The sequence below is a fragment of the Parvibaculum sedimenti genome, assembly GCF_009184905.1.
In the GTDB taxonomy this organism is placed as follows: domain Bacteria; phylum Pseudomonadota; class Alphaproteobacteria; order Parvibaculales; family Parvibaculaceae; genus Parvibaculum; species Parvibaculum sedimenti.
Window position 1 is genome coordinate 214162 of the sequence record NZ_WESC01000002.1, and the last position, 15974, is coordinate 230135.

The window sequence follows — 15974 nt, forward strand, 5'->3', positions numbered from 1 at the left end:
GGCTCTACGGATCAGGCCGCCTTCTTCAGGAAACGCGAGCCGAGGATTTCCGCGATCTGCACGGCGTTGAGCGCCGCACCCTTGCGCAGATTGTCAGAGACGACCCAGATCGCGAGGCCGTTGTCGACAGTCGGGTCCGTGCGGATGCGGCTGATATAGGTGGCGTAATCGCCGACGCATTCGAGCGGCGTCACATATCCGCCGTCCTCGCGCTTGTCGACGACGAGGCAGCCCGGCGCCTCGCGAAGGATTTCACGCGCCTCCTCATCCGAGATCGGGTTTTCGAATTCGATGTTGATCGCTTCCGAATGGCCGACGAAAACCGGCACACGCACGCAAGTCGCGGTCAGCTTGATCTTGGGATCGAGAATCTTCTTCGTCTCGACCACCATCTTCCACTCTTCCTTCGTGTAGCCATCCTCCATGAAGACATCGATATGAGGGATGACGTTGAAGGCGATCTGCTTCGTGAACTTATGCTTCTCGACCGGATCGTTGACATAGATCGCGCGGGTCTGCTCGAAGAGCTCGTCCATGCCATCCTTGCCCGCGCCGCTGGTCGACTGATAGGTCGAAACGACGACGCGCTTGATCTTCGCCGCATCATGAAGCGGCTTCAGCGCGACGACCATCTGCGCCGTCGAGCAGTTGGGGTTCGCGATGATCATCTTCTTCTTGTAGCCGGCAATCGCGTCGGCATTCACTTCCGGCACGATGAGCGGCACGTCGGGATCCATGCGGAACTTCGACGAATTGTCGATCATGACGCAGCCGGCGGCGCCGATGCGCGGCGCCCATTCGGCGGCAACCGTCGAGCCCGCCGACATGAGGCAGATGTCGGTGCCCGCGAAGTCGTAATTCTCGAGCGCCTTCACCTTCAGGATCTTGTCGCCATAGGAAACTTCCGTTCCCTGGCTGCGGCGCGAGGCAAGCGCGACCACCTCATCCGCCGGGAATTCCCGTTCGGCGAGGATGTTCAGCATCTCGCGGCCCACATTGCCCGTGGCGCCGACAACAGCGACTTTGTAACCCATGGTCGTTCTCCTGACGGCTCTTACGCGTTCAGCCGGTCGAGTTCCTTGAGGATCGCATCGCCCATGGCGACCGTTCCAACCTTTGTCATGCCCGGCTGCATGATGTCGCCGGTGCGAAGACCGTTGGCCAGCACCGCATCGACCGCCTTTTCGAGCAGGTCGGCGCAGGCGCCGCGATCGAAGGTGTAACGCAGCGCCATGGCGAGAGAAAGGATCGAGGCGATCGGATTGGCCGCGCCCGTGCCCGCGATGTCAGGCGCCGAGCCATGCACCGGCTCGTACATGGCGTTCGCCTTGCCATTCGCATCCTTCGCGCCGAGCGAGGCCGAAGGCAGCATGCCGAGCGAGCCCGTCAGCATCGAGGCGATGTCGGACAGCACGTCGCCGAAGAGATTGTCGGTGACGATGACGTCGAACTGCTTCGGATTGCGCACGAGCTGCATCGCGCAATTGTCGGCCAGCATGTTGTCGAGCTTCACGTCGGCGAACTTCTCCGCGTGGAGCTTCGCGACTTCCTCATACCAGAGCACACCCGTCTTCATGACGTTGCGCTTTTCGACCGACATGACGCGGTTGCCGCGCTTGCGGGCGAGATCGAAGGCCACTTCGGCGATGCGGCGGATTTCATGCGTCGTATAGACCTGCGTATCGACGCCGCGGCGTTCGCCATTGCCGAGATCGGTGATCTCTTTCGGCTCACCGAAATAGACGCCGCCGGTCAGCTCGCGCACGATCATGATGTCGAGGCCCTCGACGATCTCGCGCTTCAGCGACGAGGCATCGGCCAGCGCGGCAAAGCAGAGCGCGGGACGCAGATTGGCGAAGAGTTCGAGATCCTTGCGCAGACGCAGCAGGCCCGCTTCCGGGCGGCCTTCATAAGGCACGTTATCCCACTTGGGTCCGCCCACCGCGCCAAGGAAAACGGCGTCCGCCGCCTTCGCCTTCTCGATGGTCGCATCCGTCACCGCGACACCATGCTTGTCGTAGCAGCAGCCGCCGACAAGCTCATGCTCGACAGTGACATCGAAGCCGCGCTTCTGCTTGTACCAGCCAAGCACACGCTCGGCTTCGCCCATGACTTCCGGGCCAATGCCGTCGCCGGCCACGATCAAAATCTTCTTCGTCATTTCGCTTTCTTTCTCATCGTCATTGCCGGGCTTGACCCGGCAATCCAGACACTTGTGCCGTGCGTGCCGCGCTGGATGCCCGGGTCAAGCCCGGGCATGACAAAAAGGGTTACAACCAGGGCTGCTCCGCCGCGTGGCGCTTCTCATAACTCGCGATGGTATCGACCTTCTTCAGCGTGAGGCCCACGCCATCGAGGCCTTCGAGCATGCAATGCTTGCGGAAGGGATCGATATCGAACTTGATCACGCCGCCGTCCGGTCCGCGAATCTCCTGTGCTTCGAGATCGACGGTGACGACCGCGTTGGAGCCGCGCTCCGCATCATCCATCAGCTTGTCGACATCGGACTGCGGCAGAACGATCGGCAGAATGCCGTTCTGGAAGCAGTTGTTATAGAAAATGTCGGCGAAGCTCGGTGCAATAACGCAGCGGATGCCGAAATCGACCAGCGCCCAGGGCGCATGTTCGCGCGACGAACCGCAGCCGAAATTCTCGCCGGTAACGAGAATTTGCGCGTTGCGATAGGCGGGCTTGTTCAGCACGAAGTCCGGCTTCTCGTTGCCCTTCTCGTCATAGCGCATTTCGTCGAAGAGGTTCTTGCCGAGACCGGTGCGCTTGATGGTCTTCAGGAACTGCTTCGGGATGATCATATCGGTGTCGATATTGATCAGCGGCATCGGCGCCGCGACGCCCGTGAGCTTGTTGAACTTGTCCATTGTTCTTCCTTTCTCGTCATTGCCGGGCTTGACCCGGCAATCCAGAGCCGCGTGCTCCATGCCGGTCGCCTGGATGCCCGGGTCAAGCCCGGGCATGACGGTCAAAAATTAATCGAACGTCCTCACATCGACGAAGTGTCCCGCGATCGCCGCCGCCGCCGCCATGGCGGGGGAGACGAGATGCGTGCGTCCGCCGCGGCCCTGACGGCCTTCGAAATTGCGGTTGGACGTCGAGGCGCAACGCTCGCCCGGCTGAAGCTTGTCGGCATTCATCGCAAGACACATGGAGCAACCCGGTTCGCGCCACTCGAAGCCGGCCTCGATGAAGATCTTGTCGAGGCCTTCGGCTTCCGCCTGCTCCTTCACGAGGCCGGAGCCCGGAACGACCATGGCGTTGACGGTCGGCGCGACATGGCGACCCTTGGCGATAGCAGCGGCGGCGCGCAGATCCTCGATGCGGCCATTGGTGCAGGAGCCGATGAAGACGCGGTCGATCTTGACCTCGATGATCGGCGTGCCGGCCGTGAGGCCCATATATTCGAGCGCGCGCTCCATCGCGTGACGCTTGCCCTCGTCGGCGGCCTTCGCCGGATCGGGGATGCGATCCGTGATCCTGATCACGTTTTCAGGGCTCGTGCCCCAGGTGATCATCGGCGGCAGGTTCGCGATGTCGATATTGATCTCGGTGTCGAAATGCGCGCCTTCGTCGGACGGCAGCGTCTTCCAATAAGCGACCGCCTTCTCCCAGTTCTCGCCCTTCGGCGCCATGGGACGGCCCTTGAAATATTCAAAGGTCTTTTCGTCCGGCGCGATCATGCCGGCGCGCGCGCCCGCTTCGATCGTCAGGTTGCAGACGGTCATGCGGCCTTCCACCGAAAGATCGCGGATCGCCTCGCCCGCATATTCGACGACATAGCCGGTGCCGCCCGCCGTGCCGATATGGCCGATGATGGCGAGCGCGATGTCCTTCGCCGTGAAGCCCGCGGGCGCCTTGCCGATGACATTGATGCGCATGTTCTTGGCCTTGGCCTGGATGAGCGTCTGGGTCGCGAGCACATGCTCGACTTCCGAGGTGCCGATACCATGCGCCAGCGCGCCGAAGGCGCCATGCGTCGAGGTGTGGCTGTCGCCGCAAACGATGGTCGTGCCCGGCAGCGTGAAGCCCTGCTCAGGCCCGACGATGTGGACGATGCCCTGACGCTTGTCGCTCATCTCGAGATACTGGACGCCGAAATCCTTGGCGTTGTGCTCGAGCGTCTCGACCTGGATGCGGCTCTCCTCGTCGACGATGCCTTTCGAGCGGTCGGTCGTCGGCACGTTGTGGTCGGCGACGGCGAGCGTCTTGCCCGCCGCGTGAACCTTGCGGCCCGACATGCGCAGTCCTTCGAAAGCCTGCGGGCTCGTCACTTCATGCACGAGGTGGCGGTCGATATAGAGGAGGCCGGTGCCATCCTCCTGCATGTCCACCAGATGGGCATCCCAGATCTTGTCGTACATGGTGCGGGGTGCAGCCATTTTCTTTCTCCTTTTACGGGCGCTTCGGATTGCGGTCGCGCGCACCGTTCAACGTCAAATCAGATAAGAGAGGCGGCCAAAAACGAAAAGCGGGCGTGGGGCCCGAGGCCCCAGCCCGCTTTTTGCGTCTCGTCCAATCGTCTACCGACGAAATCAGGCGGCGCCGTTCTCTTGCGAGCGGGCTTTGTTGTCCTGCTTCTTCTCGGTAATTCGAGCCGACTTCCCGCGACGGCCACGCAGGTAGTAGAGCTTCGCGCGACGAACGCGGCCCCGGCGCACGACCTTGATCGAGTCGACCAGCGGGCTGTAGAGCGGGAATACACGCTCGACGCCTTCGCCGTAGGAAATCTTGCGAACCGTGAAGTTCTCGTTGATCCCGCCGCCCGACCGCGCGATGCACACGCCTTCATAGGCCTGCACGCGCGAACGCTCGCCTTCAACGACCTTCACACTGACGATCACTGTATCGCCGGGCGCGAAATCGGGAATCTCCTTACCGCCGGAGAGGCTTCCCATCTGCTCCTGCTCGATCAGCTCAATGATATTCATCGGTTTAAACCTCAGGTATTGAAGGCGCCGGAGCCGGGCCCTTTCGGGGCTCTTTACGGGGAAACCCCGTCCGGAAGCGCGCTTCACTATCACACTTCAATGTCACTGGCGACTGTCTTTGGACCGACTCGCGAGAAATTTCTCCCAGAGGTCGGGTCGCCGCTCCTTCGTCAAAGCCTCGGCCATGGCCCGTCGCCAGGCCTTGACCTTCGCATGATCCCCGGAAGTCAGAACCGCCGGGATCTCGCGCCCCTCGAATAACTGGGGGCGCGTGTATTGCGGGTATTCAAGCAACCCGCTCTCGAAACTCTCCTCCTCGCCCGAGGCTTCCTTGCCCATGACGCCGGGCAGGAGCCGGACCACCGCGTCCAGAAGCGCCAGAGCCGCAGGCTCGCCGCCCGAAAGGACGAAATCGCCAAGGCTTACCTCTTCCAGCCCGCGGGCCTCGATCACCCGCTCGTCGAGCCCCTCGAAACGCCCGCAAAGAAGCGTCACACCGGGTCCCGCCGCCAGTTCCCGGACCCGCTCCTGATCGAGCGGCTTGCCCCGGGGACTCAAATAAATCAACGGCTTGGCCGATCCGGTCCCATGCACCGCATCGATCGCCGCCGCAACCACATCGGCCCGCATCACCATGCCGGGCCCGCCGCCCGAAGGCGTGTCATCGACCGAACGGTGCCTGTCCGTCGCAAAGCTCCGGATATCCACCGCATCAAGGGCCCAGGTCCCCGCTTCGAGCGCCCGTCCCGCCAGCGAGATGCCAAGCGGCCCCGGAAACATTTCCGGGAAGAGCGTCAGAACCGTTGCCTTCCAGGGGTCAGCCATCATGGCCCTCCCCGGCTTCGGCCTCCGGGCCCCCATCGAAGAGACCCGCATCGAAAATCCCGTGCGGCGGATCGATCACGATCCGCCCCGCCTCGATCCCGACCTCCGGCACATTCTCCTCCGTGAAGGGGAGAAAGACCGTCGGGCCACCTTCGGGGCGCTTGATCTCAAGGAGATCGCCCGCGCCGAAATTCTCGACCCCGACGACCTGCCCGTAGACCCGTCCGTCTGCGCCCACAGCTTCGAGCCCGATGAGGTCGGTGTGATACCAGCCCTCATCCTCATCGGTTTCGGGCAGGCGCGCCCGGTCGACATAGAGCTCGGTCCCACGCATGGCTTCCGCCTTGTCGCGGTCGCCAACGCCTTCGAGGCGGCAGATCACGACGCCCTTGGCCCTGCCCATCGCTTCGATCCTGAAGCGGCGGTGTCCATCCTTCGTCTCGACCGGGCCGTAGGCGGCAACCGCCTCCGGCTCTTCCGTGAAGGGCTTCACCTTGACGAGACCGCGCACGCCATGCGCGCCCACAACGACGCCGAGACAGACTCTCTTCTGCTGGCTGTCAGCCATGGTGCCGGCGAGAGCTTACGCCTCGGCCGGGGCCTCGGCGGCAGCTTCGGCAGCGGCCTTCGCCTCCTCAGCGGCAGCGGCAGCAGCGGCCAGACGCTCCTGCGCCTTCGCCTTGGGCTTCGCCTTGACCGGGTTCGCCTTCGCCGGGCGCTTCAGCAGGCCGGCGGCATCGAGGAAACGCTCGACGCGGTCGGTCGGCAGCGCTCCAACGGAGAGCCAATGCTTCGCACGCTCGAGGTCGAGAACCATGCGTTCCTTGTGGTCCTTCGGCAGGAGCGGATTGAACGTGCCGATCTTCTCGATGAAGCGGCCGTCACGGGGCGAGCGCGTGTCCGCGATCACGATGCGGTAGAAGGGACGCTTCTTGGCGCCGCCACGGGCGAGCCTGATCTTGAGAGCCATGTTTTTGCCTTTCAGTGAAACTCGAAACTTCTAAATCCATGCGCGGCGAGAGCCGTGCAAAACTCCTGAACCCATGCGCCAGACCCGGCGCAAAACTCACTTCTTCTTTTTGCCGCCCGGCAGGCCCGGAAGGCCGCCACCGGGAAAACCGCCACGCCCGGGAAGTCCCGGAAGACCGGGAAGCTTCGGCCGGCCACCAGCGCCGAGACCGGGAAACCCGCCGGGCATTCCGCCCGGCATGCCACCTGGAGGCAGCATGTCCTTCAGCGCGTCAGGATTATTCGCAAGCTCCGGCGGCATTTCGGGCATGCCTCCGCCGAAGAGCTTGCCGAGAAGGCCGCCGCCCTTCTGCCGCGCCATCATCTTCATCATGTCGGCCATCTGACGATGAAGCTTCAGGAGACGGTTGATCTCCTGCACCTCGGTGCCGGAGCCCGCCGCGACGCGACGCTTGCGGCTCGCATTGAGAAGCGCGGGATTGCGGCGCTCGGCCTTCGTCATCGAAGAGATGATCGCGGTCTGACGCTTCAACACGCCGTCGTCCATATGCGCATTCGCCATCTGCGCCTGCGCTTTCGCGACGCCGGGCAACATGCCGAGAACGCCCTTCATGCCGCCCATGCGCTTCATCTGCGCAAGCTGCTCGGCCAGATCGTCGAGATCGAACTGACCCTTCTTCATCTTGGCGGCGATCTTCTGCGCCTTTTCGGCGTCGATCGTTTCCGCCGCCTTCTCGACGAGGCTGACGACGTCGCCCATGCCGAGGATGCGACCCGCGACGCGGTCCGCCTTGAAGTCTTCAAGCGCGTCGAGCTTTTCGCCCGTGCCGAGGAGCTTGATCGGAACGCCGGTGACCGCGCGCATGGAAAGCGCCGCGCCGCCGCGCCCGTCGCCATCCGTCCGTGTCAGGACGATACCGGTAACGCCGATGCGATCCTTGAACTGCTGCGCCACATTGACGGCGTCCTGACCGGTCAGGCTGTCGGCGACCAGAAGCGTTTCATGCGGTTGCGCGACGTCGCGCACTTCCGCGACTTCCTGCATCAGCGCTTCGTCAATATGGATGCGGCCCGCCGTGTCGAGCATGACGATGTCATAACCGCCGAGCCTCGCGGCCTCGATGGCGCGCCGCGCGATCTGCACCGGCTGCTGGCCGGCAATGATCGGCAGCGTCGCGACGCCCGTTTGCTCGCCGAGGATCTTCAGCTGCTCCTGCGCAGCCGGACGGCGCGTGTCGAGCGAGGCCATGAGAACGCGGCGCTTGTCGCGGCTCTCGAAGCGCTTGGCGATCTTGGCGGTCGATGTGGTTTTGCCTGAGCCCTGAAGGCCGACCATCATGATGGCGACGGGGGCCGCGGCGTGGAGCGAGATCGACGTGTCGACCGCCCCGCCCAGCATCTCGACCAGTTCGTCATGAACGATCTTGATGACCTGCTGGCCCGGCGTGATCGACTTCAGCACCTCGACGCCGACGGCGCGGGCCTTCACCTTGTCGATGAAATCCTTGACGACGGGCAGCGCCACGTCCGCCTCGAGCAGCGCCCGGCGGACTTCGCGCATGGCTTCGTCGACGTCCTTCTCCGAGAGCGCACCGCGCCCTCTGAGCTTCGTAAAGACGTCGCCGAGGCGACCTGTCAGGCTTTCGAACATGAGGCTCTCGCCATACCGTTCAGATAAATGGGCCGTTCAGATAAACGGGCCGTTCAGACAAAGCAGAAACGCACCCGCGAGCGAATATCGCCGGCGGATGTTGACCCGGGCTCAATGCCTCGGGCGGATCGGGGCGCAACAATGTCCCGAAAGTTGGGGCGGAAACTAGGGCCGCGGGCCCAAAGAGTCAATCCGGGGGGGTAGCCAGACGAGGCCATACCCCCGGAGAAACTCATCGTATCGTAACGAAGTAAGGCGGCGATGGACCATCGCCCATGGTCGCTGCCGTCAACGGACCCGGGTTACTTCGGCCTCTTGCCCGGCTTCGCCGGTTTGCCATCCTCTTTTTCTTCGTGCGTGATGGTCGCCATCGACTCCACCCAGCGCGGCACCCCGGGATCTGCTTCCTGCTTGAATTGTGAAATCTTCTGGCCGAGCTGCTTCAGCTCATCAGATTTCGGCGCATCGGAATCGAGGGGTTTTTTTGTTTCGGCCATTTAAATCTCCCTGTTCGGGACGCCCTCATCCATGAACCGGATTTCTCCGCGGCAAGGCGCGACGGGACAATTCTGGGCAGCGTCACATGGCGGGGATCCGAAGCCGGAACGATGCGCTCTGCTGGACATGCCCTGACAGAAGCCTACGGGAAAAATGCCGCCAGCGACAAATTGATCTGGTTCATTGACTTGAATTAACGAAGCGTCCACTCGAACAAAGGGCCTAAATCCCACAACCTCTTGATTCTACTCAAGATTTCGGAGAAGAAGCTCCAGCCCGGCCTTGGCGAAGGCGCGCATGTTCGCGACCCGATCATCCACCCCGGTCCTGACGGTCATATTCTGCTCGGCAGGACCGGCAAGGGCGAGACAGGCTGTTCCGGCCGGATCGCCATAACGGCTGCCCGCAGGCCCCGTAGCGCCGATCTCGGCCAGCGCCCAGGTCGAACCAAACTGGGTGCGAAGCGTATGGCCAAGCAGGGCAACAAAAGCTTCGCTTAGCGGCTTTTCGGCCTTCGCCTCAATGATCGTCTCGGCAGGAAGGTCGATCAGAACCTCCCTCGCCTTCTTCGTGTAGACGACCGCGCCACCCAGATAATAAGCCGAGGCTCCCGGCACCGACAGAAGCGCCGCCGACATAAGCCCTCCGGTCGAGGACTCCGATATGGCGATGGTCTCGCCGCGCGATTTCAAAAGCGCGCCGATCCGCTCGGCAATTGGAAGAAGATCCTGCATGTGTCTAACGCCGCTCCTTGAGTTCGGTCACCTTATAGAATTCATCGCCCCAGAGAAGGTAATAGAGACGTGCCGACAGGCGATAGGTCGTTGGTATCGAATATTCCTGCGAGGCGTGGATTTCCCAGCCCCGCAGGCGGGTCGAGAGCTTCGCCTTCATTGCGAGGTCGGGCGCGGGCTCATTGGCGGCGACGAAGGCCCCCGCCTCCCCGCCAATGGCGCGAATGCCCCTGCGCGGCGCGACCACATAGGCGATCCATTTCGCTCCCCTATAGCCATCGACAGCGGGCATCTCGCTCAGTCGGTGCGCCGCCGCCTGTGCGGCCAGGCCGATCCGCATATGGTCAGGATGACCGGATTCGCCGCTCGCGGGCCAGAAAGTGACGATGAGATCCGGCTTGTATCGCTCCATCGCCTCCTCGACGCGGGCAGTGAGCCTCTCGAAATCGACCCCCGCGAGCCCGGAATCCGGGAAATCCCAGACCTCCTGCTCGTCGATGCCCAGCGCATAGCCGCTTTTGAGAACCTCGGCGGTCCGCACCTGTGCAAGATCGCGCTGCCGGGCAACCTTGGGCACCTGCGACCCCTTCTCACCCCGCGTCGCGGTAACAAGCGCGGTAAAGGCATGGTCGCGAGCCTTTGCGGCCTCGAGAAGACCCGCCACCCGTAATTCATCGTCGGGATGAGCGAAGACGGCCAGAACCCGGGTCGCGCCGAGCTCGCCTGCAACCGAAGGAACCTCCCGCGCGGAGGGTTCGGAAAAAAGGCTGCTCGCCCAGACGAAAAGCCCCGCGCACAAGAAGCCCGCGGCGAGCGCGAGCCCCGCCAATATGCTCAACGCCTTTTTTCGCATGTCCTCCCCCGGGCAAGGTGCTCATACTAGCAGCTTCAGCGAAGCGGTGCGCAAAGGGGCAAGGACCGGCGCGGCGCAAACGACTGGTATTTCGACCCGAAAAGCGCCATATACGGGCCATCATGATAACCTCGGGTGTGCATTTCCGGAAGATGAACGGGCTCGGCAACGACTTCGTCGTGCTGGATGTCCGCTCGCATCCGCTTGCCCTTTCAGATGACGCCACCCGCGCCATTGCCGACCGCGACAAGGGCATCGGCTGCGACCAGCTCATCACCATCGAAAATCCCCGCGCCGGTGGCGACGCCTATATGGGCATCCGCAATGCCGACGGCTCGACGGTCGGCGCCTGCGGCAATGCAAGCCGCTGCATCGGACGCCTGATCCTCGACGAGACGGGCAAGAGCGAAGTGCGCCTCGAAACCCCCTCCGGCATCATCGTCTGCTCCGACGCGGGCGATGGCCGCATCACCGTCGACATGGGCGAGCCGCGCCTGAAGTGGGACGAGATCCCGCTTTCGGAAGAATTCGCCGATACGCGCCAGATCGAGCTTGAGGTCGGGCCGCTCGGCAATCCGGTCATGCATTCGCCTGCCGTGGTCAGCATGGGCAATCCGCATGCGATCTTCTTCGTGAAGGACGCAGACGCGATCGACCTCGGCAAGATCGGCCCCATGCTCGAGTATCACCCGCTCTTTCCCGAGCGCGCCAATATCTCGGTCGCGCAGGTGCTGTCGCCGACGCATATCAAGCTCAAGGTCTGGGAGCGCGGTACGGGCCTGACGCGCGCCTGCGGCACTGCCGCCTGCGCCACGGGCGTCGCCGCCGTGCGTCGCCACCTCGCCGAGCGCAAGGTGACGATCACGCTGCCGGGCGGCGATCTCGATATCGAATGGCGCGAGGCGGACAACCATGTCTACATGACCGGCCCGATCGAATTCGAATTCGACGGCGACCTCGATCCGCGCCTTCTCGCCGGAGGCGTCGTCGCATGACCCGCACACCGGACAAGAAGACCCCTGAGATCGTCACCTTCGGCTGCCGCCTCAACACCTATGAGTCCGAGGTGATGAAAGGCCATGCGGAAAAGGCGGGCCTCGAAGGCGCGATCATCTTCAATACCTGCGCGGTAACGAACGAAGCCGTGCGCCAGGCCCGGCAGGCGATCCGCAAGGCGCGGCGCGAAAGCCCCGATGCCCGCATCATCGTCACCGGTTGCGCGGCGCAGGTGAACCCGCATGAATTCGCCGCCATGGCGGAAGTCGATCTCGTTCTCGGCAATGACGAGAAGATGCAGGCCGAAAGCTGGCAACCCGCCCGCGCGCTACACGCCAATGAGCGTGTGCGCGTCAACGACATCATGTCGGTGAAGGAAACGGCCGGCCATCTCGTGCAGGGCTTCGAGGGCCGCGCCCGCGCCTTCGTGCAGGTACAGAACGGTTGCGACCATCGCTGCACCTTCTGCATCATCCCTTATGGCCGCGGAAATTCGCGCAGCGTGCCTGCCGGCGAAGTCGTGGCGCAGGTTCGCGCACTGGTCGAAAGCGGTTACCGCGAAGTCGTGCTCACCGGCGTCGACATCACCTCTTATGGCGCGGACCTTCCGGGCAGCCCGAGCCTCGGCAATCTTGCGCGGCGCATCCTGAAGCTCGTGCCGGAACTCGAACGCCTGCGCCTTTCCTCCATCGATTCGATTGAAGCCGATGACGAGCTCATGCGCCTCATCGCCGAGGAAGAACGGCTGATGCCGCATCTCCATCTCTCGCTTCAGGCGGGCGACGACATGATCCTGAAGCGCATGAAGCGCCGCCATCTTCGCGCGGATTCGATCCGCTTTTGCGAGGAAGCGCGCCGCCTGCGTCCCGATATCGTGTTCGGCGCGGACTTCATCGCTGGCTTCCCGACCGAAACGGACGAAATGTTCGAGAACACGCTGCGCCTCGTCGACGAATGCGGCCTCACCTGGCTTCATGTCTTCCCCTTCTCTCCGCGTCCCGGCACACCCGCCGCACGCATGCCGCAGCTCGACCGCGGCCTCATCAAGGCGCGCGCCGAACGGCTGCGTCTCAAGGGCACCGAGCGCGTTCGCCTGCACCTCGAAGCGGGCCTCGGCCTGACGCGCCCCGTTCTGATGGAAAGCGAGACACTCGGCCGTACACATCAATTCACGCCCGTGCGACTGACCGACGCCAGCGTCCGCCCCGGCGAAATTCTCGACGTCCGCCTCGCCTCCCATGACGGCGCCTCCTTCCAGGGTCTCAGGGCGGCATGAGCGAGACCGGTACACCAGAGGAACAGCAGAAAAAGAAGTCCTTCTTCCAACGGATGAAGGACGGGCTTTCGCGCTCGACCCGCACCATCTCCGACGGTATCACCGGCATCTTCATCAGGAAGAAGCTCGACCGGGCGACGCTCGACGAACTGGAAGAGCTTCTGATCGCTGCCGATCTCGGCATCGACACGGCGGCCAGCGTGGCGGATGCCGTCGGCAAGGACCGCTACGACAAGGAAGTGACGCCGGAGGAAATCCGCGGCATCGTTGCCAGCGAAATCTCCAAGGTGCTCGCGCCCGTCGCCAAACCATTTGCCATCGACGCGGAGAAGAAGCCCTTCGTCGTGCTGATGGTCGGCGTCAACGGCGCCGGCAAGACGACGACGGCGGCAAAGATCGCGGCCAAGGCCAAGCGCGACGGCAAGAGCGTGATGCTGGCGGCGGGCGATACGTTCCGCGCAGCAGCGGTCGAGCAGCTCAAGGTCTGGGGCGAACGCATCGGCGTGCCTGTGGTGACCACGAAAGTCGGCGGCGACGCGGCAGGCCTTGCCTATGAGGCGCTCGCTCGCGCGAAGGAGGAAAAAACCGACCTCCTCCTGATCGATACGGCGGGCCGCCTTCAGAACAAGGCCGACCTCATGGCCGAGCTTGAGAAGATCGTGCGCGTGTTGAAGAAGCTCGATCCGGAAGCACCCCACGCGACGCTTCTGGTGCTCGACGCGACGACCGGTCAGAACGCCGTCAATCAGGTCGAAATCTTCGGCAAGATCGCCAATGTGACCGGCCTTGTGATGACCAAGCTCGATGGTACGGCGAGAGGCGGCATTCTCGTCGCCATCGCCCAGCGCTTCGGCATGCCGGTGCATCTCATCGGCATCGGCGAGGGTATCGACGATCTGCAACCCTTCGACGCGGACACATTCGCCCGCGCGATCACGGGAGCGAATTGAATATGAGCGAGGCACAAGAAAGCCAAGGCCCCACTGCAGCACAATGGCTTCGCATGGGGCTCGAGCTCGGACCGCTCGTCGTCTTCTTTCTGGTGAACGCGAAGGGCCACCTCATCTTCGGCGGCGAGCCCAGTCACAATATTTTCTATGCGACCGGCGTCTTCATGGTCGTCACGGTGATCTCGCTCGCCGTGTCCTACTGGAAATTCCGCCGGGTGCCGACCATGCCGCTCGTCACGGGCGTTTTCGTCGTCGTCTTCGGCACGCTGACGCTGGTGCTTCAGAACGATGTCTTCATCAAACTGAAGCCGACGCTGGTGAACTCGCTCTTTGCGGCGGCCCTTCTCGGCGCGGCTGCCACGGGCCGCCCGTTGATGAAGCAGCTTTTCGACGCCGCCTTCGACCTGACCGACGAAGGCTGGATGATCCTGACCCGGCGCTGGGGCTGGTTCTTCCTCTTCCTCGCGCTCGTCAACGAAGCGGTGTGGCGAAGCTTCAGCACCGATTTCTGGGTCAGCTTCAAGCTCTTCGGCATCATGCCACTGACCATCGTCTTCGGCATGGCGCAGATGCCCGTGCTGACGAAATACGCCACCAAAGAAGCGTCGGACGCTCCCAGCGCCGACTAAGCCTCAAGCTCCGTGATGAATCTCGCGGTCCTTCGTTTCCGGCAGGAACAACACGCCGACGACGAAGCAGACACCGGCGATGACGATCGGATACCAGAGCCCGCTATAGATATTGCCGGTCGCCGCGATCATCGCGAAGGCGACGGGCGGCATGAAACCGCCAAACCAGCCATTGCCGATGTGATAGGGCAGCGAGAGCGACGAATAGCGGATGCGGGCCGGGAAAAGCTCGACCAGCATCGCCGCGATAGGCCCATAGGTCAGCGCCGCGAAGATGACGAGCACACCGATCAGCAGCACGACCATCGGCGCGTTGATCTCCAGCGGATCGGCCTTGTCGGGATAGCGCGCCTGGGAGAGCGCCGCCGTCAGCGCCGCTTCGAATGCGATAGCCTTTTCCTTCGCGCCCGCCACCTTCGCATCATAAGAGGCGACCAGAGCGCCGCCGACATGAATCCGGGCAGTGGAGCCTGCCGGCAGGCTCAAATTCGAATAGGGCACGCCGCGCTTCACCAGCGCACTTTTCGCTACGTCGCATGACGAAGTGAAGGCCGATGTTCCGACCGGATTGAACTGGAGCGAGCATTCCGCCGGATCGGCGCTGACCGTCACCGGAGCCGTCTCCTGAGCGCGTTCGAGCGCCGGATTGGCGAAATGCGTGATGCCGTGGAAGATCGGCATATATGTCAAGGCGGCGAGCAGACAACCCGCCATGATGATCGGCTTGCGGCCGATCCTGTCCGAGAACCAGCCGTAAATGACGAAGAAGGGTGTGCCTATCACGAGGCCGCCCGCAACGAGCAGGTTCGCCGTTTGCGGCTCGACCTTCAGAACCTGCGTGAGAAAGATGAGCGCATAGAACTGGCCAGTGTACCAGACCACGGCCTCACCCATCGAAAGCCCGAAAAGCGCCAGCAACACGATCTTGAGGTTCGACCATTTGGCGAAGCTTTCGCGCAGCGGCGTCTTTGACCCCTTGCCCTCCTCCTGCATGCGCTTGAAGACCGGCGACTCGTCAAGCTGCAAGCGGATCCAGACCGACACGCCGAGCAGCAGAGATGAGAGCAGGAAAGGCAAACGCCAGCCCCAGGTTTCGAAAGCCTCGGTCGACATCAGCGAACGGCAGGCCAGAATGACGAGCAGCGAAAGGAAAAGCCCCGCCGTGGCCGTCATCTGGATCCATGACGTATAGGCGCCGCGACGCTTCGCTGGGACATGTTCGGCAACATAGGTTGCCGCGCCGCCATATTCGCCACCAATCGCGAGACCCTGAAGCATGCGCAGGAGGACGAGGAGCAGCGGCGCGAGGAGGCCGACCGAGGAATAGGTGGGGAGCAGGCCAACCAGGAAGGTCGCCGCACCCATGACGAGGATCGTGACGAGAAATGTGTGCTTGCGGCCGACAATGTCGCCCAGCCGCCCGAAAACGAGCGCACCGAAAGGACGCACCGCAAAACCCGCCGCAAAAACGAGCAGCGCAAAGATGAACGCAGCCGTCTCGTTGACGCCCGCAAAAAACTGCTTCGAGAAAATGGCGGCAAGAGCGCCATAAACGAAGAAGTCGTACCACTCGAACATCGTGCCGAGCGACGAGGCGAAGATCACCTTGCGCTCTTCCGTCGTCATGCCCTGCGCACGCGGGCGGCGCACCTT

17 protein-coding genes are annotated in these 15974 nt (G+C 63.1%); 4 read left to right on the top strand and 13 right to left on the bottom strand.

Annotated features, from left to right (window positions below; all coding sequences use genetic code 11):
- Positions 1-11: 11 nt before the first annotated feature.
- From F2P47_RS02840 to F2P47_RS02895, 12 genes are all read right to left on the bottom strand, one after another.
- Entirely contained in the window at positions 12-1034 is a 1023-nt protein-coding gene (locus F2P47_RS02840) for an aspartate-semialdehyde dehydrogenase (RefSeq protein WP_152214644.1), read from the bottom strand.
- 20 nt (positions 1035-1054) lie between these two features.
- Positions 1055-2161, bottom strand: a complete 1107-nt coding sequence (gene leuB, locus F2P47_RS02845; RefSeq protein ID WP_152214645.1) for a 3-isopropylmalate dehydrogenase — start codon at positions 2159-2161, stop codon at positions 1055-1057.
- 109 nt (positions 2162-2270) lie between these two features.
- On the bottom strand, positions 2271-2876 hold the full coding sequence (leuD, locus tag F2P47_RS02850; RefSeq protein ID WP_152214646.1) for a 3-isopropylmalate dehydratase small subunit: 606 nt from the start codon (positions 2874-2876) through the stop codon (positions 2271-2273).
- 108 nt (positions 2877-2984) lie between these two features.
- A complete protein-coding gene (leuC, locus tag F2P47_RS02855) occupies positions 2985-4391 on the bottom strand; it encodes a 3-isopropylmalate dehydratase large subunit (protein ID WP_152214647.1) in 1407 nt (468 codons plus the stop codon).
- Positions 4392-4544: 153 nt separating this feature from the next.
- Positions 4545-4940 carry a 50S ribosomal protein L19 gene (gene rplS / locus F2P47_RS02860; RefSeq protein ID WP_152214648.1) on the bottom strand — a complete coding sequence of 132 codons (396 nt, stop codon included), beginning with the start codon at positions 4938-4940 and terminating at the stop codon, positions 4545-4547.
- A gap of 102 nt (positions 4941-5042) precedes the next feature.
- A complete protein-coding gene (trmD, locus tag F2P47_RS02865) occupies positions 5043-5768 on the bottom strand; it encodes a tRNA (guanosine(37)-N1)-methyltransferase TrmD (RefSeq protein ID WP_152214649.1) in 726 nt (241 codons plus the stop codon).
- Complete coding sequence (rimM, locus tag F2P47_RS02870) at positions 5758-6333, bottom strand: ribosome maturation factor RimM (protein WP_152214650.1); 576 nt, start codon at positions 6331-6333, stop codon at positions 5758-5760. Before rimM ends, trmD begins: the two co-directional genes overlap by 11 nt.
- A gap of 15 nt (positions 6334-6348) precedes the next feature.
- Positions 6349-6735 (bottom strand): 30S ribosomal protein S16, encoded by a 387-nt coding sequence (gene rpsP / locus F2P47_RS02875; RefSeq protein WP_152214651.1) that lies wholly within the window; start codon positions 6733-6735, stop codon positions 6349-6351.
- 96 nt (positions 6736-6831) lie between these two features.
- Positions 6832-8385 (bottom strand): signal recognition particle protein, encoded by a 1554-nt coding sequence (ffh, locus tag F2P47_RS02880; protein ID WP_152214652.1) that lies wholly within the window; start codon positions 8383-8385, stop codon positions 6832-6834.
- Positions 8386-8687: 302 nt separating this feature from the next.
- The gene (locus F2P47_RS02885) at positions 8688-8882 is read right to left on the bottom strand and encodes a hypothetical protein (protein WP_152214653.1); all 195 of its coding nucleotides are present in this window, start codon (positions 8880-8882) and stop codon (positions 8688-8690) included.
- Positions 8883-9128: 246 nt separating this feature from the next.
- Positions 9129-9617, bottom strand: a complete 489-nt coding sequence (locus F2P47_RS02890) for a CinA family protein (RefSeq protein ID WP_152214654.1) — start codon at positions 9615-9617, stop codon at positions 9129-9131.
- A gap of 4 nt (positions 9618-9621) precedes the next feature.
- Complete coding sequence (locus tag F2P47_RS02895; protein ID WP_152214655.1) at positions 9622-10470, bottom strand: PIG-L family deacetylase; 849 nt, start codon at positions 10468-10470, stop codon at positions 9622-9624.
- Between the two features lie 122 nt (positions 10471-10592).
- Between F2P47_RS02895 and dapF the strand changes: the two genes are divergently transcribed.
- Genes dapF through F2P47_RS02915 form a run of 4 tightly spaced genes read left to right on the top strand, consistent with a single transcriptional unit; the run spans position 10593 to position 14321 of the window.
- On the top strand, positions 10593-11465 hold the full coding sequence (dapF, locus tag F2P47_RS02900) for a diaminopimelate epimerase (RefSeq protein WP_204886482.1): 873 nt from the start codon (positions 10593-10595) through the stop codon (positions 11463-11465).
- Complete coding sequence (mtaB, locus tag F2P47_RS02905; protein WP_152214656.1) at positions 11462-12742, top strand: tRNA (N(6)-L-threonylcarbamoyladenosine(37)-C(2))-methylthiotransferase MtaB; 1281 nt, start codon at positions 11462-11464, stop codon at positions 12740-12742. The genes dapF and mtaB overlap by 4 nt, the downstream gene beginning before the upstream one ends.
- Positions 12739-13692: a signal recognition particle-docking protein FtsY gene (gene ftsY, locus F2P47_RS02910; protein ID WP_152214657.1), complete on the top strand. Its 954-nt coding sequence runs from the start codon at positions 12739-12741 to the stop codon at positions 13690-13692. Before mtaB ends, ftsY begins: the two co-directional genes overlap by 4 nt.
- 2 nt (positions 13693-13694) lie before the next feature.
- Complete coding sequence (locus F2P47_RS02915) at positions 13695-14321, top strand: septation protein A (protein ID WP_152214658.1); 627 nt, start codon at positions 13695-13697, stop codon at positions 14319-14321.
- A gap of 3 nt (positions 14322-14324) precedes the next feature.
- Here the strand turns inward: F2P47_RS02915 and F2P47_RS02920 are convergent, their stop codons facing one another.
- Complete coding sequence (locus tag F2P47_RS02920; protein ID WP_152214790.1) at positions 14325-15947, bottom strand: MFS transporter; 1623 nt, start codon at positions 15945-15947, stop codon at positions 14325-14327.
- Positions 15948-15974: the final 27 nt, after the last annotated feature.